This window comes from [Micrococcus luteus] ATCC 49442 (assembly GCF_010367585.1).
GTDB lineage: Bacteria > Actinomycetota > Actinomycetes > Actinomycetales > Micrococcaceae > Arthrobacter > Arthrobacter luteus_A.
This window is the reverse complement of record NZ_JAAAXP010000001.1, coordinates 1318801-1339146: the sequence shown is the minus strand read 5'-3', so window position 1 is coordinate 1339146 and position 20346 is coordinate 1318801. Positions and strand designations below refer to the sequence as shown.

Sequence of the window (20346 nt, the reverse complement as noted above, 5' to 3'; positions counted from 1 at the left end):
ATGCTGCGGGCCAACAGCTGAATGGACGCGTGAGCTTGTCTCGGCCGTGCAGGTGACGTCGATCCCGTTCCTCGGGCCGCCACGCCTATAGACTGACCCGCGTGCACATAGATCGCGTTGACGTAGAGCGGCTGCTTGGGTTCGAGAAGCTGAGCATTGAGCTGGATCCGCAGCTCCAGCTGATTGCCGGTCCGAACAATGCCGGGAAGTCGTCGCTGCTCCGTGTGCTGGAGACCTTCTTCGCCAACCCGACCGGGTCGGATCTTCTGCGGTTGAAGCCATTGCACGAGTACTACGTGCAGGGAGGCCCCAGGATGATGTCCAGCGTTATGGTGCACTTCGGGGGACTTGCCGATGCTGAGGCGGAGCTGTTCGCCGACGCGGTCCTCAAGAACGGCACTTTCTGGATCAAGATCTCATGCTCACGGGGCGGGAATATCACGTATGAAGCGAGTCGCAAGTCAGCACGCGCGAGTGAGCTCTATAAAGCGGTACTGCAATCGTTCAGCTTCGTGAAGATCCCGTCCGTCCGCGTGAGCGAATCCGGGCAGGGTGAGAACGACCAGTCGCTGGTCAGGCTGTACGAGACGCTTGAGGGCGTGCTCGTGAGATCGGGTGGCTCGCGCAAGACTCAGCTGCAGAAGGAGTTCGAGGACGCGATCAAACCAGTTGAGGACCTCGTGCACAAGGTCCTCAGCGAGTCCGTCGTCGCCGTGGCGACGGAGCTTCCGTTTAGGGAGCGTGAGCTTGGTATTAATTTGCCTGACTCAAGGCATGCTCTTCGAGGGATGCTCCAGGAAGCTGTGATCACCAGCCGGGACGAGGTTGAGGTCTCGATCGCCGAGCGCGGTACCGGCTTCCAGTCCGCGATGGTGCTCGGGATCCTTCGGTACGTGGCCTCTCAGAGCCAGCAGGCGGGTGGAAACGTGGTGTTCGCGATAGAGGAGCCTGAAGCCTTCCTCCATCCGCAGACGCAGCGGGCGATGGCAAAGATCCTGCGGGAGATCTCAGCTGGTGCGCAGCTCCTTGTGACTACCCACAGCCCCGTCTTGGTGGATTCATTCTCGGTCCGCCGCATCGTACGGCTTCCACTCAGTTCCGGTGGCACCAACTACACCGCGCGTCGTCAGGAGCTGACAGAGGCTGAAGAGGGGCGGCTGACCAGATACTGCGACGCAACAAATAGTGAGCTCGTCTTCGCGAACTCGGTTGTTCTTGTCGAAGGCCATGGTGACAAGCTCCTGATCGACCATCTCCTCGCTCGCATCACCGGCGGGGCGGGCGGCCACTACGCCATGGGTATCGCTGTCATCGAAGCGTCGGGCATCGACACGATCAAGCACCTCGTGGGTTTGGCGCAGTACTTCGGCGTTCGCGCCTACGTGATCACTGACAAAGACGGCGTGCACAAGCCAGGCGGCCAAGGCAAGCGCGTGTTGCTGGAGATCCTCAAAGCCAGAGATCCTGCCCCGTCCCAGAGTGAGCTTCAGGCTTTGCACGGCTTGGCCGATGAAACGGTATCGAACTTGAAGGCCGCACTTGAGCAGCAGGCGCGTCTCAATCGCGGCCTTGCAAGGTGGGATGCGTTCGTTCTGGCATCCGATCTTGAAGGCCTGCTGCTCGACACGATCGGTCAGAAGAAGCTCGCTGAGATGCTTGGACCGGCGGGTGAGAACGAGGTTGACCAGGTGGCGTCGGATAGATACGCATCAGGCGTCACGGGCAAAGAGGAGCTGGCGGCCTGGCTTGGCTCGAAGGGATGGAACTCCACGGGTAAGAAGTCGGGGAAGGTTAAGCCTCACTTGCCGTCGGCTCTCCTGAGAGAGCACCTTGCCACACGCAAGACTGCCCCTCAGGCGGTCAAGCCGCTTGATGACTGGCTTCGCACGATTATGAAGGATCACGAGCGGTCACCACTCTGAAAATTGTCGTTGGCGCGGCTGCACACACCAGCGTCGAGGTGACTCGCAACTGCGAGTATGGCCCCGATGGATGTGTCGCTCTTTCATCCCGTTATTTCCGTTAGCCACCGGGAAGCTTTCGTCACACCCGAAACTGGATCCTTGATGTTCTCGCGGTCCTAAATTAGTCAAACTTGGACCATGACAGATTCCTCGGAGGACGATCCATTGTTTATGCGTCTTCTCGAACAACAGTTGACGGCACTTGTACGGCTCTATGAAGCGTCCGAATCATTGGAGGAAGCACTTGAGAACATTACCCGGCAACTTGATGGCGCAACCGCGGAACTTCGGGGCATAGTTGCGCATCTGGATGCGTTCGATGTCATAGCGAACCTGTACTTGGTGTCGCTGCCTCCCGACATCGACTCCTACGTTGAAAGTCAGCATGAGTCGTTGCCGAGCCTAACTGAACTCGCGGCATTGCTGCTTGCCGAGCGCGAGCCGCGAGTTGTGGGTGATGTGACGCAGACTGCGGGCCCGGAGCTGGAAGATTTGCATGGAAAGCTACGGACCCTTTTGGATCTTGAAGCCATACGCTTGCATGTTGAATTGCAGAAAGCCGATGAGGTCCTCGCAATGATCATGACACTCCGACGGATGTTGTCCCACCGCGTATCGAATCACGAATGCGTCTGTCGATCGTGTCGGCCGAGCTCTACATACGCAACCGGCAGTACATGGACAAGGAACGGACACTGCTGCTGGAGCTGTTCTCGCCGCCTGCAATCGATTTGGCCGTCCGCGAAGTCCTCGGCTACGGGGTCGTGGATCTTCTTGAGCTCTTCGATTCAACAGCAGGCTGGCTCCAGAGGAAGCTAGTCGATTCAGGCGAAGAGGCCAGGAATTTTCTGGAAGAGCAGCTGGCAGTAAACGAGGATGTTCGAGTAGCCATTGAAGCAAGTGGACTTGGGGATGCCGAAGCTCTCGACCACCTCGTCCGGGCTGCCGTGTTCCAGCAGATAGCGGGCTATGGGTCTTTCTCAGCTGACGGGTTGGCTGGCGAGAGCACCATGGACGCTACCCTTTTGGTGAAGATGCTGTCTGATTTCTCTATCGACCTCGAGCTTCAGTTCGAAAACTTGGTGTCCGGTTACCTTGCAGGTGACAACCTCGTAAAGAGGAAGCCTTTTGCCAGCCGCATTGTAGACGGCGAACGGCGCTGGATTCTCATCCAGCCCACCTCCCTGCTCTATGCGATCCGACCTGCGCTGGAGAATGCACTCAAGCGCAGCCGATCAGCAACTGAGTACAGTGACCATCGCGGTGAACTCCTTGAATCGAAGGGCCTCGCGGAACTGGTCAAAGTGCTCAAGCCGGACATCGCTTACCAATCGGTTTACTACCAAGACCGTGATGAAACACAGGTATTTGAGGGCGATGGACTGCTGTTAATCGATCGCTTCGCAATCATCGTTGAGATGAAAAGCAAACCTCTTTCCCTCGCGTCACTCAGGGGGAACCCTGGCCGGATGTTTCTGGACCTCAAGAAGATCATCCTGGACGCGGACGAGCAGGCACGGCGACTGAGCGCACTCCTAAACGACGGGCAGATATTTCGTCTTAGGCGGGCCACGCTCCTGAACTCTGAAGGGCAGCCGCATTCCCAAGTGCAGGACGTCGATATCCCGATCGATCCGGGGAGGGAAGTCCTCACGATCACCCTCTCGCTCGACAACCTAAACGCAGTCTCGACCGTTGTCGAGGAACTAACCCGGAGCGGACTGTTGAGTGGGCAGGATGACCCGCCCTGGATCGTGAACCAGCATGATCTGGAAATCATCACAGAGGTGCTTGGACGCCCATCTGAGTTCATTCACTACCTTCTACGCCGCCGCGAAATGAACATTTCCGGCTCATTCCGCGCTTCGGAGGAGCTCGACTATTTCATGAGGTACCTCAGCACCGGCCTCTATATCGAACCTGGACAGCCCGGGATCACTATGCTGCCGAGCCAGACGGACAGGCTTGACGCCTGGTACGAGTACTCTCGTGGAGATAGGGCAATTGCAGCCGAGAAGCCCCAACAGCCGATCCCGGCGGGCATGGCGGCCCTCCTTGACTCGCTCAGCGAACATCGCCCCTACGGTTGGCTTTCAGCCAGCATTGACCTTCTCGACCTCGACGGACCACTCCGGCGAGAAATTGGGGATCTACTCCTCACATTGCGTCGGGAGAGCCGTATGGACAGAAAGATGCACACAAAGTTTGTCGGCTTCGGCATCGCGGGACCAGGCAAGCGTCGGGGCATACTGTTCCTCAGCTTCGCTCGGGGCGTCACCCGGGACAATGCCATCCGGGAGGCGAGCTCGCGTCTGCGATTGCGGAAACACGCCCTACGTCTCGACTACCTGGCGGCTATTGGCGTTTGGGATTCCACTGAGACCTTCAACATTTTCGTGTTCAACGACGAACCATGGCAGCCGAATCCTGCCCTTGATGAGCTCGCGCGGCGCGCAGGCTACGAGCTAGCCGAATGAGCTACGTGGCGTCGTACTGCATCGGGCCGGTAAGTGCTTTGAGAGCATGACAAAACTGCGGCGCCTCCATCGAGGCCGCGGCAGTCGTTTTGATGGGGCAGGAAGTGGGCAAAAAGGAAGTGTTGACAGTGTCAACACTTTTAGCTTCGGACTGCTTCATACATCGGCAGGTTTGGCTCGGATTCGGTACGTTTTCCGGACTTCCCAGCGTTTGCACGGGCTGGAATGCAGTTCGAGTCCCACCTCGGGCACAGTGTTTTCCCTCGTCAGAGGCGGTTTTGCTTTAACGTGTGTACAAAGCTTGTGGCGGCGTCCCTCTGACGCTAGGTGTGCGGGCTGTGGCCTGGCCGCCGCGGAGCCTATTCAGGTGTGTGGGGTGGCGGGTTCAAGACCCTGGCTGGTGGGCCTTCCGCCTGCTGTGAGTGGATACTTGCGTTTCCTCGTTCCGGTTATGTTGAGTAGGCCGGTGGTGGCGTACACCTATTCATGGGCCGGGGGAGCGGGGACTACATGACTTCGGCGATGTCGCTACAGGACGCCCCCTGAAAGGCGGTCTTAGGCTTGCCCGCGAGAGTCCTGCCGAAGTTTGTCCTGCCAAATAGGGTGTGGACAGTGTCCACACTTACGTCTGCTTTATTGGACGGCCTGAGGACTTGAGTCCGATGTCAGGTCGGGCCATAAAACTTTCGATCATGGTGCCTGGAAAGTGATTCATGGATAGCAACGTGACTGCGATTCGGGGTTGTTTGCTCCGATGAATGGCCTTGCTTCAGCAGCCTATATGTCGCCTTCGGATGCCCCTCCTCGCGTGTAAGAGGCGGCCAGGCCAGCTCTCGCCTGCTGCCCGGTTGTCTTCCGATAGCTGTGAATAGAGCCGGGAGGTCATTCTCGATCAGCTCGCGAAGAACGACGACGGTACCCTCAAGGCGCACCTGAGGACCGGGACGGGAAGCAGCCACGCTTCTCATCATGTCAGCTGGGGATGCCCTTAGGACGAGGAACGGGTTGTGCAGACGACATCTGACATTCGTGAGAGACGACTTCTGAAACTGACATTATGGCACCATCACCGGGCAATATTTCGGGCGATCTAGTGGGAATCCGGAACCTTCGGAACCGCGGGGTCGGTCACACCAGTCGCGGGAAACGGTGCGATAACCGGTCTGATCTTCGGAGATTTTGGGCGCTCTTCCGTTCAGGGCATTTGAGCTGGCGGCCCGTCTCTCCGGGCCAGGGCCTCATTCTGCCTCCGACGATGCGGGGTAGAGGAAGACGTCTACGGAGTCGCCGCGGTAGTGGAACCGGACGACGCTCCCCTTCGGGAGGCCCATCACGGCATCATCACCCGAATGGGTTTGCCCGCCGACGTCTGCAAAAAGATCGACCCCGGGCGGCACACAATTGGCGCCGTCTACAAAAGGACCGGAACGATCGATGAGCATGAAGCACCGGTAGCCCCTTCCGTCCACGAAGAACCAGGGTTCGAATCCCCGATACTGTTGATATCCGCGGAAGCTGGATTGGCCGGCAGCTTCCCCCCAAGGGAATTCCAGCGTTGAGAGGAATTCCAGCATTGTGAGAACGTCGCTGTCAGCCTCGTCTGCGATCGGATGCAATGTGGCATCGGGATGCGGCCTGAGGATCGATGCCACGGTGAACACAGCGGCAAGCAAGACTGCCAGCACGCCGGCTATAAATGAGTAACGGCGTACTCGTGTCGCCGTGAAACGACGCCAAGTCGACCACATCGATCCAATCCTGGACTCCGCCACGGGCGCAATACTGGTTGCCGGGTCCGGCACTTCGTCAATGAACCTGGTCCTGGTGGGGGGAGCAACTGAACCGGAATCCGGGGCTGCAGCGGGTGTTCTGACGTCGGTGTCGGTGAGGGCGCGGGGACCCGCGCTGCGTGCCGCCTCCAGTTCCGCCAGTCTTACCTGTGCTGCAGGGTCGGACTGGATATCCGGATGCGGACCGTATGCCCTCCTGCGGAGCTCGTCCAGCTCCCGCTGAGCGTCGGACCGGGGTGAGGATGGGTCCATCAGCCCGCCTCCGGGATGAGGTAGACGTAAGCATCCACCGTGTCGTCACGAAGTACGAATCGGATGATGCCGTCGCCGGCGCGTCCTTCGAATCCTTCAAACCCATCCCGAGATGAGGCGACGTCCATCATGAGATCTGCTGGAGCCGGAGCACAGCGAACGTCCGAGAGATTACCGCTCGCCCGGTGCAGTGCCACGAGACACGGCGAGTCGAACGCGTTTACCCCGGAATAGATCTCGAGACCGAGATACGACCCGTATCCGCGGAGGGTTGAAGCCTCGATCTTCAACAGGGGTGCTCCCCTAAGCAGCAGTCCGGGGAGACGGTTATCGACGGCGGCCCCGCTCGGATGAAGAGTGGCATCAGGACGCGGCTCGGATAACAGCAGGGTCGTCGTAACGATCCCTCCCGCGAGGACCAGTGCGCCAACGACCGGGCCAAGCCGAAGCCACTTTGGCACCGGATGTTCTATCGAGGCAGCGAAGGGCGGGGCCTCCGAATCTGCCGCACTCTTGCTCGCCGGGGCAATCGGCAGAGAATTGACATCGAGGTTCGCGGCCTCAAGTTCGCGCAATCTCGCTAGGGCCGGAGGGTCGACACTTATGTCTTGATCCGGGCCGTATGCCCGTCTGCGGAGCTCTTGAAACTCGCGGTCGGAGTCCGAAGGGTTCGTGAAGCCTTCCACAGCTGAAAAGTACACCTGTCTGGCAGCGCGGGTCTAGACGCTCACACACGGGTGCCGGGCGGTTGTGGGAAGGGCGAAACCTGTGAATTATGCCTGTGAGGAGGCTAGTGTCGGGAAAGCCCGTATGACCCGCCTATTTCTCGCCCCGTGAAGGTCGAACTACTTGGCAGTCTCGCAACCCTTGGCAAACGAGACGTCGCAACGAGCGAATACTTGTCTGACCTGCACAGTCACAAATTTTCTGCGGAATCTTGGACACGCGATGGCCGGGGCGATTCTCGTATCTATGTCTCATAACCTCTTGGCAAAATCGAGTACTCATCCTTAGTTATGAGACGGGTGAGCGGGCGTAGGCCGGAGCCGATTAGGGCGAGGCGCGTCAGCAAGCACAATTCTTAGTTCGGCGGCCTCGCATCTTGAAAAACAACAGCTTTCAGGACAGCGTTTCAGAGTCCAAGGGTGTCGGCCTGGTGGGCGGAAGAGCAGGGGCCCTGCGTCTCGGATACGCGTCTCACCAGAAAATGTCCCGGCGGCACCCTGCGGGCATTTCGAGTCAGAATGGCCTTATTGGGGAGGTAACTGGCGACCGGGGCCAGTACTTCCACCAGCGCCTCAAGCTGCAAATGGACTGGCCCAAGAACCGATGTGGACGAGAGTGCTCGCTCATGGTTGTACCCCAAGAGTGGCTCAGGGATCGCTACGCCTTTAGGCGCGCATTCCGAGCTAGTCACCGTTCAGGTCGAAGTCCAGGTCCAGGCATTCGGGGGAGATAAGCTCCCTCCAGGTGGCGGTCACCTGGGCAGTCGGCAGTTCGGACGTGATCGGCATCCGGTCCACCGCGGTGAGTTGATCCAGGTCCAGCCCGGTGAGGGCGGCGATGTTCCGGACTGGGACCTGGAAGGTCCGGAACGGACCCACCGGGGGTGCCTCAACTACGCCCCGGGTCGGGGCACGTCCGGCAGATCGGCCACCTGCGGTGTCTGGCCACGACGCAGCCGGTCGCAGCGAGCTTGCCGACAAGAAGTAGCGGCACGCCAGGCACAAACCCGACCCAGGTCATCAGTTCCAGGATCGGGCCCAGGACTCTAAGGGGCTGGCCGTGACTCCGATCATATCCGCCGCGGTTAGCGGTGTGCCTCTGTCTTTCGGAAGGTCCGGGAGTCGGGCCGGGCTGGTGGTTAGGATGAAAACGTGACCTGCCGGCAGACAGACCGTAGGGAGAAACACCATGGGCTTGGATGACAAGATCGAAAACGCCGCCGAGAAGCTGGGCGGCAAGGGCAAGGAAGCCGCCGGGAAGGCGACCGGTGATGAGAGCCTGACGGCTGAGGGCAAAACCGATCAGGCCATCGTACCTGAAGCAGGCCGGCGAGAAAGTCAAAGACGCTTTCAAGAAGGACTGATTCCCCCGATCAGCACGAAGGGCGCCATCTCATGGGAGCGACGCCCTTCCATGTCTATTCTTTTCGCTGGCGTAAACCGGCTGGCCGTTCTATGTGCTCGTGGCGTCCTGCACTTCGCCGACGAGTTCTTCGATGATGTCCTCGAGGAACAGCACGCCGGTGGTGTTTCCGTGGGCGTCGAAGACCCGGGCCACGTGGGCGCCGGCGCGGCGCATCGTGGCCAGCGCATCCTCAAGCTCACTGCCGCTGAACGCTGACGCGAGGCGGCGGATTCGTTTTGCCGGCACGGGTTGGGTGAACTTCTCGGCCGTGGTCAGGTCCATAACGTCCTTCAGGTGGAGGTAGCCGGACGGATCGCCGTCCCCATCCGTGAGGATGTACCGGGAGTAACCGTGTTCCGCCACCGCCCGCTGGATGTCCGCGGGCGTCGCCGTGGCAGGCAGGAGCACCATTTCACTGATCGGCACCTCAACATCGGCTACGGTCTTGCCGGTGAATTCGAACGCCGCGGTGAGGGTGCCGCTGGTGTCCGTCAGCATCCCGTCCCGCGTGGACTGCTCCACGATGTTCGCCACCTCGTCCAGCGTGTAGGCACTGGTGGCCTCATCCTTCGGTTGCACCTTGAACAGGCGCAGGACCGAGTTGGCGACGCCGTTCAGCGTCCAGATCACCGGCTTGAAGATCCGGGCGACTACTACCAGGGGCGGCGCAAGAATGAGCGCCGCGCGTGTGGGAACAGAGAACGAGATGTTCTTGGGCACCATCTCGCCGATGACCACGTGCAGGAAGGTAACCAGCAGCAACGCAACAACGAACGCGATGATGCCGATCGCTTCTCCGGAGAGGGAGGTCAGGCCGAGCGGGATCTCCAGCAGGTGGTGGATGGCCGGTTCGGAGACATTCAGGATCACCAGGGAGCAGACGGTGATGCCCAGCTGGCTGGTCGCCAACATCAGCGTCGCGTGCTCCATGGCCCAGAGCGTTGTTGTCGCAGCTTTGCTGCCGGCTTCGGCTTTAGGCTCGATCTGGGAACGGCGAGCCGAGATTACAGCGAACTCGGCGCCGACGAAGAACGCGTTGACCACCAGGAGCACCACCAGCCAGATAATGCCGGGAAGGTATTCACTCATGGGTCAGCTCCTGCGTCAGGTCATCAATAATTCGGTCATGCCGGCTCCTGGGTACGTCCTCCGACGCGTCCGGGGTGAACTGGATCCGCTCCACGTGCGTGCCCAGGACGCGCTCGACGCGGAGCGTCCCGCCGTCAATACCAACCTCGTCCCCTAGTTCGGGGATGCGGTCCAGCTGGTCCGTGACGAAACCAGCCAGGGTGTCGTACTCCTCACCGTCAGGTACTGTGATCCCGGTCCGGTCCAGCAGTTCATCTGGCCGCAGCGACGCATCAAAGGTGATGGACCGTCCGGTCCTGACTACACCGGTCCGGGCACGGTCATGCTCGTCCTCGAGCTCGCCGACGATTTCTTCGACCAGATCCTCAAGGGTGACGATCCCGGCGGTTCCGCCGTGCTCATCGGAGACGATGGCAACCTGCAGCCCTTGCTTCCGCAACAGGACCAGAAGAGAGTCAACACCCATGGACTCAGGTACCTGCAGAGCGTCGATCATCAACTCGGAAGCGGTCACGCTGGCGCGTTCCTCTAGTGCCACGGCGAAGGCCTGCTTCACGTGCAGGACGCCGAGCACGTCGTCGCGGTCCCGACCGATGACGGGAAACCGGGAGTACCCGGTGGTGGTGGCGAGGGCGACAATTTCCTCTGCCGTGTTCCCGGTGTTGACGGCGGTCATCCGGACGCGGGGGGTCATGACGTCGGCGGCGGAGTGATCGGAGAACCGCAATGTCCGGTGCAGCAAGTTTGCGTGATCCAGGTCCAGGACGCCCTCCAGGGCGGATCGGCGCACAAGGGAGCTGAGTTCCTCGGCACTGCGGGCACCGGAGAGTTCTTCCTTCGGCTCGATCCCGAAGGAGCGGATGATGTTGTTGGCGATGTTGTTGAACAGCAGGATCACGGGTTTGAACACCGTGGTGAAAACGGTCTGGAACGGGACCACCACTTTGGCTGTGGCCAGCGGCAGTGCCAAAGCGAAGTTCTTGGGCACCAGCTCACCGATCACCATCGAAAAAATTGTCGCGATGAAGATGGCAATGACGGCGCCGAGCCCCGGGACAACGGCTTCGGGAAGCCCGGCGGCCTGCAGTGGACCACTCAGCATGGAGCTGATCGCCGGCTCAAAGGTGTAACCGGTGAGCAGCGTGGTCAGTGTGATGCCCAGCTGTGCACCGGACAGGTGCGTCGAGGTGATCTTCAGGGCTTTGATGGTGGGCGTGAGACGCTTCTCACCACGGGCCTGCCGGGCTTCGAGATCGTTGCGGTCAAGATTGACCAGCGCGAACTCGGAGGCAACAAAGAATCCGGTGCCGACCGTGAGGACAAGGCCGATACCTAGCATGATCCATTCATTCATTAGGGCGCCCCTCTCCTGCGGTGGCCGGCGAACCGGTCAGAAGGTGGAAGGGCCTGAGCATATGTGAAGGAGGGTCATCCATAGTGCACTTAACTCTACGGGGACTCCGGATTCACCCTGTGTCATCTGCGCTGGAGGCGAAAGGGGACCTGAAGGGCAGGGATCATGAGATGGCTTTTTGGCCGTCCGCGGGCGCGAGCCCTTCGGACGGATGCCCAGCACGTCAGGCATGGTACGAATATGTTTCGACCATGCTGACGTCTTCACCGCTGAAGCCATGGGACCGGGTGGAGTGCAGGTTAAGGCCCGCTATCGCTTCGCCCTCAAGGACCAGCGGCACGGCGAGGCTGGATCCTACTCCCGCCTCCAGCGCGGCCGCGGTGTAGGCGGGCCAGCGGTGGTCTTTAGTCAGATCAGGTACATGCACGACGACCTGCTGGCGGATCGCTGACAGGCAGGGCCCATCGCCAGAACTGTACTGGGTTTCATCCAGCCGGAGGGCGCGTTCTTCGCTGCTGGCCACCGTCACGGGCTTCTTTCGCTGAATCAGCGTGGTGCTGCAGAAGGCGAAGGCGGGATCGGCCAAGATGACGGCGGAGAACTCAGCAAGTTCATCCAGCATCTCCTTGACACCCTCGGTTCTGAGGACAAGATCCTGGAAGTAGTCGACGAGAAGCTCCGGGAACAGCAGACGTGGTTCGTGGGCCATGAGTGGCCTCATTCCTCATTAGGCCCTGACAACAACCCTTGACGGGAGAGGGCACCGGAGGACGACGAAGCAGCGCGTGCGGCTGTCTCTTGAGTATGCTCCGCCGCTCCTGCAATAACCAGCAGTCCGCCTTGCAACGACGGTCCAGGGTCATGGCCCCATATAGCTACGGAGCAAGATGCTGTCTTAGTAAACAACAGCTATTCAAGACGCTGTTGTGCGCGTGGGCGAGGTTAGCGGCCGGCTGTGGCGTTTGGCCTCAGGGCTTGGGTGTAGCTCAATCGGGAAATGGGGTTCCGCCGGACTGCGCCTGTTCCCGGAAAGCGTGAACTTAAGGTGTCCGTGAGTCACTTGTGTTTGTCGTCAACCAGTCCGTTGCTGGCCTTGGCCAGGCATGGGGATCGCCCTCGACCAGGTTTCGGTCGAGGGCGATCCCCATAGTGCTCGGGCGTCAGATGGTCACGGGGGCAGGAGAAGGACGCCTACTGCTTGGAATCCTTCGTCTGGATCCCGCCGTGTGGAGTCTCGAAGAGCAGGCGCTCGCCCTCCAGCACTTCGGGGTCGGCCGGCGCGACGGTGGCACGCCGGCCCTTGCTGCCAGTCTCCGGGAGCGTGAAGTAGACGATGAGACTAAGGGAGACAATGGCGATCATGTAGTACGCGACGAACATGGGCTGTCCGGCGCCGACGAATGCAGCGGCGATCAGTGGTGCGGCGCCGACGAATGCAGCGGCGATCAGTGGTGCGGTGCCGCCGAAGACGGCAATGACGATCTGGTGCGCGAAACCGATGCCTGCTACCCGGACTGAGGCCGGAAAGAGCTCTGCCTGAATTGTCGGGTAAACGGCCTGCCAGATACCGAGAACTACCCATCCGGATGCCGACACCAGAACGTATACCCAGAAGCCTGGCTGGTTCAGCAGCAGAAGCAAGGGGTAGAAGAACACGATCATGCCGATGGCACCGATGATGGGGAAGATCTTGCGTCGGCCGAGGCGGTCGGAAAGGTATCCGCAGACTGGCACGATGACCACGAGCAAGGCCAGGCCGATAACGCTCCCGGCCAGGGTGGAGGACAGGTCCCGGCCCGTGGTCAGCTTGGCGTAGGTGGGGAGGAAGGTGGCCCAGGTGTAGTAGGCCACGGCCGGGGCAGAGAGTGCCGCTGCCTGGAGCAGGGCCTTCGGGTGTTCGCGGAGCAGGTCCATCAGGCGGGCCCAGGCGGATTTTTGATCGACGAGGGCAGCTGCCTCAAACTCAGGGGTCTCATCCGAGCGGGCCCGCAGGATGAGACCGATGACGCCGAGGACGCCGCCCACAACAAATGGGATACGCCAACCCCAGGCTGCGAGTTCGGCCGGAGCAAAGGATGATGTCACGATCGCGGCCGAACCGGTCGCTGCGAGGGTTGCCAGGCCGCTTGCCATGTTGGAGAACGAGCCGAACAGGCCCCTCCGGTTCGCGGGAGCGTGTTCGACCATGAACGCGATGGCGCTCTGCTGCTCGGTGCCGGCCGAGATTCCCTGGAGTATGCGTGCAAACAGAAAGAGAACAGGTGCTGCGTAGCCGATCGTCTCGAATGAAGGGGTGAGGCCGATGATCAGAGAGCCGCGCGCCATCCCGGAGATGGACAGCGTCAGGATGAGCCGGCGGCCGTAGCGGTCGGCCAGCGGCGAAATTATGATTCCGCTGAGCGGGCGTACAACAAAACCGACCGCGTAGGTGAGCAGCGCTGCGACAAGGGACGCGCCGGCGGCCGGTGGGGTCCACAGCGGCCGCGCTCAGGACCTGCGAAAGCTCCGCACAGCCTGACAACTGCTCTGCAGGGTGGCGGACCGGGTGTGTCAACGGCAGCGCATATCCTGGGCGCTTTCAGTCGGATCACCCAGTCCTCGCGTCTTAAGCTGGACATTGCCATGCCTGCAACAACCGAGCCCGGCACATGCTCATTTTTAAACGCGAACAGTGGGCAGAATGGTGTTCTGCCCACTGTTCGTGGCTGCGGCTGGACATGTGCAGCCGTAAGGGTGCTGCTGCCTGGCCCTAGTTCTGGTAGGCCGGGTAGTCCGTGTAGCCTTTGGCGCCGTCGCTGTAGAAGGTAGCGGCGTCCGGCTCATTGACCGGCAGCCCTTCGCTCCAGCGGCGGACCAGGTCCGGGTTGGCGATCGCCGGGCGTCCGACGACGACGGCGTTAGCGTGGCCGTCCGCAACAATCGCCACGGCCTCCTCGCGGGTCGTGACCACGCCGAAGCCGGTATTCAGCAGGAAGGTTCCGTCGAATCGGGCGCGCAGGTCCTGGACGAGTCCGCTCGTGGGCTCCTTGTGGAGGACGCTCAGGTACGCCAGATTCAGCGGGGCCAAGGCGTCCATCAGGTGGCCGTAGGTCTCGCTGACATCGGCCGCGTCCAGTTCGAGCGCATCTTGGATGTTGTGCTCCGGGGAGATACGGATACCCACGCGGCCGGCGCCGACGGCGTCCACTACGGCTTTGACAAGCTCGATGACAAAACGAGCGCGGTTCGCGGGCGTGCCGCCATAGATGTCGTCGCGCTGGTTGGAAGCCGGCGATAGGAATTCGTGGAGCAGATAGCCATTGGCGGAGTGCACCTCAACGCCGTCGAACCCTGCACCGATGGCGTTCAGGGATGCTTGGACGAACTCCTGGACGATGCCCGGGAGTTCTTCGGTGGTCAGGGCATGCGGCACTGGCAGGGGCTTTTTGCCCTCGTAGGTGCGGGTTTCACCGTCGATGGCGATGGCACTGGGCGCAACGACCTCATAACCGCCGGTGGTGTCCTCGTGGGTAACCCGGCCTGCGTGCATCACTTGGGCGAAGATCCGGCCGCCCTCGGCGTGGACGGCGGAGGTGACCTTGGCCCAGCCCTTGAGCTGTTCCTCGGTCACGAGGCCCGGCTGGCCCGGGAAGCCCTGGCCGGCGTGGCTGGGGTAGGTCCCCTCACTGACGATGAGGCCGAGCGAAGCGCGCTGGCGGTAGTACTCGACGACCAGCGGGCCCGGGATTCCGTCTTTGCCGGAGCGTACTCGGGTCAGCGGGGCCATCACAAGGCGGTTGGGCAGTTCGAGGTCGCCCAGAGTCATAGGGGAAAACAGCATGCGCAGTTCCTTTCACAAGGGATAGAGGTTTCACTCGCTCCAACTACACGGCGGCTGCAACTATTCCAACTGCGGCGCGGATCACAAGGGACCTTCACACCCTGGGCCTTGGATCGGATCGAAATGGGTCCGGTTTGGGCCGAATTCCTTATGTTTTAGGGGGTTCCCCCGCGCTCGGGTCACGACGCCATCGTATGGTCAGCCGGTGCCGGCGGCGGAAACCCCGCGAGGACCTACGCCGTGGACCGTGACGCCGCGATCCGCTCGATGGACGCCGCTGCGCAGTCCGGCGTCGGCCGCTATGTCATGGTGTCCTATCTTGGAGCCGGGCCGGACCACGGACTGCCCCGGGACGACCCCTTCTTCCACTACGCGGAGGCCAAGGCGGCCGCCGATTCCCACCTGCGCGGCACCAGCCTGGACTGGACCATCCTCGGCCCCGGCGCGCTCACGGACAAGCCCGGCAGCGGCCTGATAGACATCCACGTCAACGAGCCCTGGCAGGCTGCCGAAACCGCCCGCGCCAACGTCGCCCTCGTCGCTGCGGCCGTCCTGGAGCTGCCCGCCTCAATCGGCCGGACTATCGCGTTCCGGGACGGAAGCGAGCCCATCGCTGCAGCCCTGGCAGCGGTGGCCTAGCTCATTCGGGTCGCCTCGTCGGCGGCCCGGTCCCGGACTTTAGGGCACCTATCGTGTCCTGCCCCGGAGGAGTACATTGAACAAACACGTTGCTGCCGGACACTTTCAGCGTCCGTGTAGCCGGCAGCACAACCCGTTCATCCGGCAGGGTCGACCGGTGGGCAGCGTGCGTATCCCACTACGGGAACGGCATTTTCTGACGGGAGTCACGATGCGCGAGATATTTCTTCCGTCCGGTGAAGCTGTCCCGGTGCTCGGGATCGGAACGTGGGGAATGGGCGAGCACCCCGGCAACGCCGCGCGCGAGACGGCGGCGATCCAGATGGCACTGGACCTGGGGATATCCGTGGTCGATACCGCCGAGATGTATGGCAACGGCGCCGCCGAGGAACTCGTCGGTAGGGCGCTGGGAGCACGCCGCGACGAAGCCTTCCTGGTCACCAAGGTCCTGCCGCATCACGCCACGCTGCGCGGAACCGTCGCCGCTTGCGAGGGCAGCCTGCGTCGCCTGGGAACGGACAGCATCGACCTCTATCTGCTGCATTGGCGGGGCCTTGCCCCGTTGGCCGAAACGCTCGAAGCCTTCGAATTCCTGCAGCGCGCCGGAAAGATCCGGCACTGGGGCGTTAGCAACCTCGACGTGTCGGACCTGGAAGAACTTATGCGCCTGCCCGGCGGCGAGAAGGTCGCTACCGACCAGGTGCTGTACAACCTGACCCGTCGGGGTATCGAATTCGATCTATTGCCCCGCTGCGTCGGGAGGGGCGTCCCGGTGATGGCGTACTCGCCGCTGGAGCAGGGGCGAATGCTGGACGATCCCGTGCTGGTCCGCATCGCAACCGAACACGGCGCCGGCACCGCGCAGATCGCCCTCGCCTGGGTGCTCAGGCAGCCTCAGGTCCTGGCGATTCCAAAAGCCTCAAGCCCGCACCATGTCCAGGAATGCCACCGAGCACTCGACGTTCGGCTCACGCCCCGCGACCTGGCCGACCTTGATGCCGCCCATCCGCCGCCCACCCACAAACGCGTGCTCGAGGTGATCTAGGCGGCCCCCTTCGGAACTCCATTCCGGCGTCCGGAAGCTGTCGGTGCTGTGCGAGCCGGTCTTCGGGTACGGTCGGCGCCGGGCACGGTGGGAGTTCTCCGGTCCCGGATACGGGGAGGCGGTGGCCGTCGGCGGGGAGGGGGATCCGGTGCTAAATCTGACTACCGACCGCCGGCTGGGCATCGAGGACTCCATCGCGGTCATCCGCAGTCGGATGACCGAGGGCGAGCAGGCTTTCATCGCGCTCTCCTGGGGGTCGCTGCCCCCGCCGCGGACGTGGGAGGAAGCCACTGCCAAGCATTGGCAGACCACCGAGTTCTGGCGGCAATGGATCACCGCGGGCGAGTTCCCGGACCACCCGTGGCGGGAGGAGCTGCAGCGCAGTGCGCTGACGTTGAAGGGCCTCACCTACGCGCCGACCGGAGCCCTGGTCGCGGCGCCCACCACGTCGCTGCCCGAGACTCCCGGCGGAGAGCGTAACTGGGACTACCGGTACAGCTGGGTGCGGGACTCCACCTTCGCGCTATGGGCCGTTTACGGCGCGTGGCTGCACGGCCAGCCGATTACGCCCGGAAACGGGACACAATCGCGCAGTGTTCGTCCAGTCCTACGGCAATGCGAACCTCGATTCCTGCCCGCCAATGATCACCGCGTGCGTGCCACCGTCTTGGCCACCGGCGATGTACTCACCCGGAACGGACTCGTACTGCGCTACCGCCCCGAGCAGACTGACGACGGACTCACCGGCGCTGAGGGGACCTTCACCTTGTGTTCGTTTTGGCTCGTCTCAGCCCTCGTTGAGATCGGAGAAGTGGCTCGCGTCAAAACACTGTGCGAACGCCTGCTGTCCCGCGCCAGTCCGCTGGGGCTCTACGCCGAGGAGCTGGATCCGGTGAGTGGCCGTCACCTCGGCGACTTCCCGCAGGCCGTCACCCACTTGGCCCTCATCAAGGAGCTCCATTCTCCCCGGCTCTCCGCAACATGTAAGCCACCGCAACACGTAAGCCATGGCGCAGACAGCTTCGGCCGGGTACGCAGGGCCGTCCCTGTGTACCCGGCCGCGGTCCGGAACCGCCCGCTGGACGGGCGGGCTGCTTACGCCGCCAGCGGCATCGCCTCATGCCGGGCCTCGACGACGAGCAACTGCCCGTTGACCGAGACGGCCACCTGACCGCCGGACCGGAGGTCCGACGCCACGAACAGATCCGCGATCCGGTCATCCAGCTCGCGCTGGATCACGCGGCGCATCGGCCGGGCTCCGTATTCGGGCTCGTAGCCGCGTTCGGCGATCCAGTCGACAGCCGCTTCGCTGACCTCAAGGGCGACGCCCTGGGACAGCAGGCGGGCTTCCGTCTGGTTCAGCATCAGCCGAACGATCCTGCGCAGCTGCGCCTGGTCAAGCTTGCGGAACAGGACGATCTCGTCGATGCGGTTGAGGAACTCCGGCCGCATCGTCTCCCGCAGCCGGCCCAGCACCCGGTCCCGCAGTGCCTTCTCCGAGCCAAAGCCGTTGCCCTCGTCGGCCTTGGATACAAAGCCCATCGCGCCGCCCTTGCTGGCCAGGAACTCCGAGCCGAGGTTGGACGTCATGATGATCACCGTGTTACGGAAGTCCACCATGCGGCCCTGTCCGTCTGTCAGCCGCCCGTCGTCGAGCACCTGGAGCAGCAGGTTGAACACATCCGGGTGGGCCTTCTCCACTTCATCGAGCAACACCACGGAGTAAGGGTTACGCCGGACGCGTTCGGTCAACTGCCCGGCTTCGCCGTAGCCGACATAGCCCGGAGGGGCCCCGACCAGCCGGCTTACGGTGTGCCGTTCGCCGAACTCGCTCATGTCGAAGCGCACCATTGCATTCTCATCCCCGAACAACGATCCGGCCAGCGCCTTGGCGAGTTCGGTCTTGCCTACACCCGTCGGGCCGAGGAACAGGAAGCTGCCAACAGGCCTGCCCGCGTCCCCCATGCCGGTGCGGCTGCGGCGGACCGCTTTCGCGATCAGCGTCACGGCGTCGTCCTGCCCGACGATCCGCTGATGCAGTTCCTCCTCGAGCCTGGCCAGGCGATCCCGGTCGTCTTCCGTGAGCCGGCTGGCCGGGATGCCGGTGGAACGGGAGATGATCCCGGCGATCTCTGCTTCACCGACGACCGCCTCGGCGCCGTGGGACGCCCTAGATGCACTGGCAATCGCGGCGGAGAGCCTCCCGTTCACTGCTTCGATCTCATCCCGCAGCCGTGAGGCCTCTTCATAGCGTTCCGCTGCCGCCGCATCGTTCTTGGACTTTTCCAGGGCTGCGAGCTGCTCGCGTAGAACAGCCGCATCGGTCTGCGGGCCGAGCTTGAGGCTCAGCCGCGCACCTGCCTGGTCGATGAGGTCGATGGCCTTGTCGGGCAGGAAACGGTCCGTCACGTAGCGTGCGGAGAGTTCGACGGCGGCGCGGATCGCCTCGGGGGTGTAGCGGACGCCGTGGTGTTCCTCGTACCGTCCGCGCAGGCCGTCGAGGATCTGTACGGCGTCCTCGACGCTCGGCTCGCCGACCTGTACGGGCTGGAAGCGGCGTTCCAGTGCCGCGTCCTTCTCCACCTTGCGGTATTCGTTCAGGGTGGTGGCGCCGACGAGATGAAGTTCACCACGGGCCAGTCGCGGCTTCAGGATGTTTCCTGCGTCCATGCCGCCTTCGCCCCCGCCGCCGGCTCCGACGACCGTGTGAAGCTCGTCGATGAACAGGATGATTTCCCCGGCGTGCGAACCGACCTCGTCCATCGCCTTGGTCAGGCGCTCCTCGAAGTCACCGCGGTACCGCGTTCCGGCCAACATGGCCGGCAGATCCAGGGCAATGACGCGCTTACCGCGGAGCTGTTCGGGCACGGCGCCTGCGATGATCGCCTGGGCCAGCCCTTCGATGATCGCGGTCTTGCCCACGCCGGCTTCCCCGACCAGGACAGGGTTGTTCTTGGTGCGCCGGGCCAGGACCTCGATGGTCTGCTCGATCTCGGCGCTCCGGCCGATCACCGGGTCCAGGCCGCCTTCGCGGGCACGTGCCGTAAGGTCGCTGCCGTAGGTGTCCAGGGTCGGGGTGTCAGACCCGGCGGCAGCTTCCTGCGACTGTCCGGTCTCCGCGCCGCTTGGCGTGGTCCCACGCCGAGCGGACCGCCCGCGCGGACCGGACTGCAGGGACTCCGGCGTCACCCCGGCCGCGGCGAGCACCTGCCCGGCCGGGGCCTCCTGGTTGACGACGAGCGCGAAGAAGACGTGTTCGGGATCGATGTAGGTTGAGCCGAATGCCCGGGCAACCTGATAGGCGTCGAGTAGGGCTCGCTGGGCCGACGGCGTCAGGGCCGGCGTCGTTTCCGCCCTGGCGGTTGCCTGCTCCGGGAGACGCTCCTCGGCCGCCGTGGCGACGGCAGCAGGTTCCGCGCCTGCGTGGCGGATGTAGTCGGCGGCCGGTTCCCGCTCGACCATGACACGCAGGATGTGCAGCGCGTCGACATGGATGTGACCGTGCTGCGCAGCGAACTGTGCGGCACGTGCGAGCACGTCATGGGTGCGCCGGCTCAGCAGCCGGGTGATGTCCATCGGGTGCCCGGGGCCGGCCGCGCGCTGGCCCTGCAGGTATCGGGCAAGGAATTCGTCGAACGAGCCGTGGCCGGACTCGGCCGGTCCAAGAAATGCAGCCATGAAACCTCCGTAAGAGTTGAGTGTACTTGACTCAACGTTGGGAAAACGGATTTATTCCCGGATGCAGCAGTGGGCAGGGTACGGACCCGGGGGATCGGGCCATCGATT

Annotated in this window: 13 protein-coding genes and 2 pseudogenes; 6 read left to right on the top strand and 9 right to left on the bottom strand. The window is 62.6% G+C overall.

Features of this window, described 5'->3' with window-relative positions; genetic code table 11:
* The first annotated feature begins 101 nt into the window (after nucleotides 1-101).
* Together GUV69_RS06085 and GUV69_RS06080 are read left to right on the top strand one after the other, a co-directional pair.
* Nucleotides 102-1922, top strand: a complete 1821-nt coding sequence (locus GUV69_RS06085; protein ID WP_164200627.1) for an ATP-dependent nuclease — start codon at nucleotides 102-104, stop codon at nucleotides 1920-1922.
* Nucleotides 1923-2590: 668 nt separating this feature from the next.
* Complete coding sequence (locus GUV69_RS06080) at nucleotides 2591-4441, top strand: hypothetical protein (RefSeq protein ID WP_164200625.1); 1851 nt, start codon at nucleotides 2591-2593, stop codon at nucleotides 4439-4441.
* Nucleotides 4442-5679: 1238 nt separating this feature from the next.
* Here the strand turns inward: GUV69_RS06080 and GUV69_RS06075 are convergent.
* The 3 genes from GUV69_RS06075 to GUV69_RS22975 all read right to left on the bottom strand — a co-directional run bounded on the left by GUV69_RS06075 (nucleotide 5680) and on the right by GUV69_RS22975 (nucleotide 8087).
* Complete coding sequence (locus tag GUV69_RS06075; protein ID WP_164200623.1) at nucleotides 5680-6483, bottom strand: hypothetical protein; 804 nt, start codon at nucleotides 6481-6483, stop codon at nucleotides 5680-5682.
* Nucleotides 6483-7169 carry a hypothetical protein gene (locus tag GUV69_RS06070; RefSeq protein WP_164198700.1) on the bottom strand — a complete coding sequence of 229 codons (687 nt, stop codon included), beginning with the start codon at nucleotides 7167-7169 and terminating at the stop codon, nucleotides 6483-6485. Before GUV69_RS06070 ends, GUV69_RS06075 begins: the two co-directional genes overlap by 1 nt.
* Nucleotides 7170-7892: 723 nt before the next feature.
* Nucleotides 7893-8087: a hypothetical protein gene (locus GUV69_RS22975; RefSeq protein WP_208786603.1), complete on the bottom strand. Its 195-nt coding sequence runs from the start codon at nucleotides 8085-8087 to the stop codon at nucleotides 7893-7895.
* Nucleotides 8088-8397: 310 nt separating this feature from the next.
* Here GUV69_RS22975 and GUV69_RS06060 point away from each other — a divergent pair.
* Nucleotides 8398-8572: pseudogene (locus GUV69_RS06060) on the top strand (CsbD family protein).
* 89 nt (nucleotides 8573-8661) lie between these two features.
* Here GUV69_RS06060 and GUV69_RS06055 read toward each other — a convergent pair.
* The 5 genes from GUV69_RS06055 to GUV69_RS06035 form a co-directional block, all read right to left on the bottom strand.
* Complete coding sequence (locus GUV69_RS06055) at nucleotides 8662-9702, bottom strand: hemolysin family protein (protein ID WP_164200621.1); 1041 nt, start codon at nucleotides 9700-9702, stop codon at nucleotides 8662-8664.
* Nucleotides 9695-11056, bottom strand: a complete 1362-nt coding sequence (locus GUV69_RS06050; RefSeq protein WP_164200619.1) for a hemolysin family protein — start codon at nucleotides 11054-11056, stop codon at nucleotides 9695-9697. The genes GUV69_RS06055 and GUV69_RS06050 overlap by 8 nt, the downstream gene beginning before the upstream one ends.
* 223 nt (nucleotides 11057-11279) lie before the next feature.
* On the bottom strand, nucleotides 11280-11765 hold the full coding sequence (locus GUV69_RS06045; RefSeq protein ID WP_164200617.1) for a GAF domain-containing protein: 486 nt from the start codon (nucleotides 11763-11765) through the stop codon (nucleotides 11280-11282).
* 482 nt (nucleotides 11766-12247) lie between these two features.
* Complete coding sequence (locus GUV69_RS06040) at nucleotides 12248-13492, bottom strand: MFS transporter (RefSeq protein ID WP_348272264.1); 1245 nt, start codon at nucleotides 13490-13492, stop codon at nucleotides 12248-12250.
* Between the two features lie 313 nt (nucleotides 13493-13805).
* Nucleotides 13806-14876, bottom strand: a complete 1071-nt coding sequence (locus tag GUV69_RS06035) for an alkene reductase (RefSeq protein ID WP_164200615.1) — start codon at nucleotides 14874-14876, stop codon at nucleotides 13806-13808.
* A 177-nt stretch (nucleotides 14877-15053) separates the two neighbouring features.
* Between GUV69_RS06035 and GUV69_RS06030 the strand changes: the two are divergent.
* From GUV69_RS06030 to GUV69_RS06020, 3 genes and pseudogenes are all read left to right on the top strand, one after another.
* Nucleotides 15054-15515: pseudogene (locus GUV69_RS06030) on the top strand (NAD(P)H-binding protein); the annotation flags it as partial.
* 211 nt (nucleotides 15516-15726) lie between these two features.
* Nucleotides 15727-16560, top strand: coding sequence for an aldo/keto reductase (locus GUV69_RS06025; protein ID WP_164200613.1), 834 nt, complete (start codon nucleotides 15727-15729; stop codon nucleotides 16558-16560).
* Between the two features lie 148 nt (nucleotides 16561-16708).
* Complete coding sequence (locus tag GUV69_RS06020) at nucleotides 16709-17731, top strand: glycoside hydrolase family 15 protein (protein WP_244292639.1); 1023 nt, start codon at nucleotides 16709-16711, stop codon at nucleotides 17729-17731.
* Here GUV69_RS06020 and GUV69_RS06015 read toward each other — a convergent pair.
* Nucleotides 17656-20238, bottom strand: coding sequence for an ATP-dependent Clp protease ATP-binding subunit (locus tag GUV69_RS06015; RefSeq protein ID WP_164200611.1), 2583 nt, complete (start codon nucleotides 20236-20238; stop codon nucleotides 17656-17658). The genes GUV69_RS06020 and GUV69_RS06015 overlap by 76 nt on opposite strands.
* Between the last annotated feature and the right edge of the window lie 108 nt (nucleotides 20239-20346).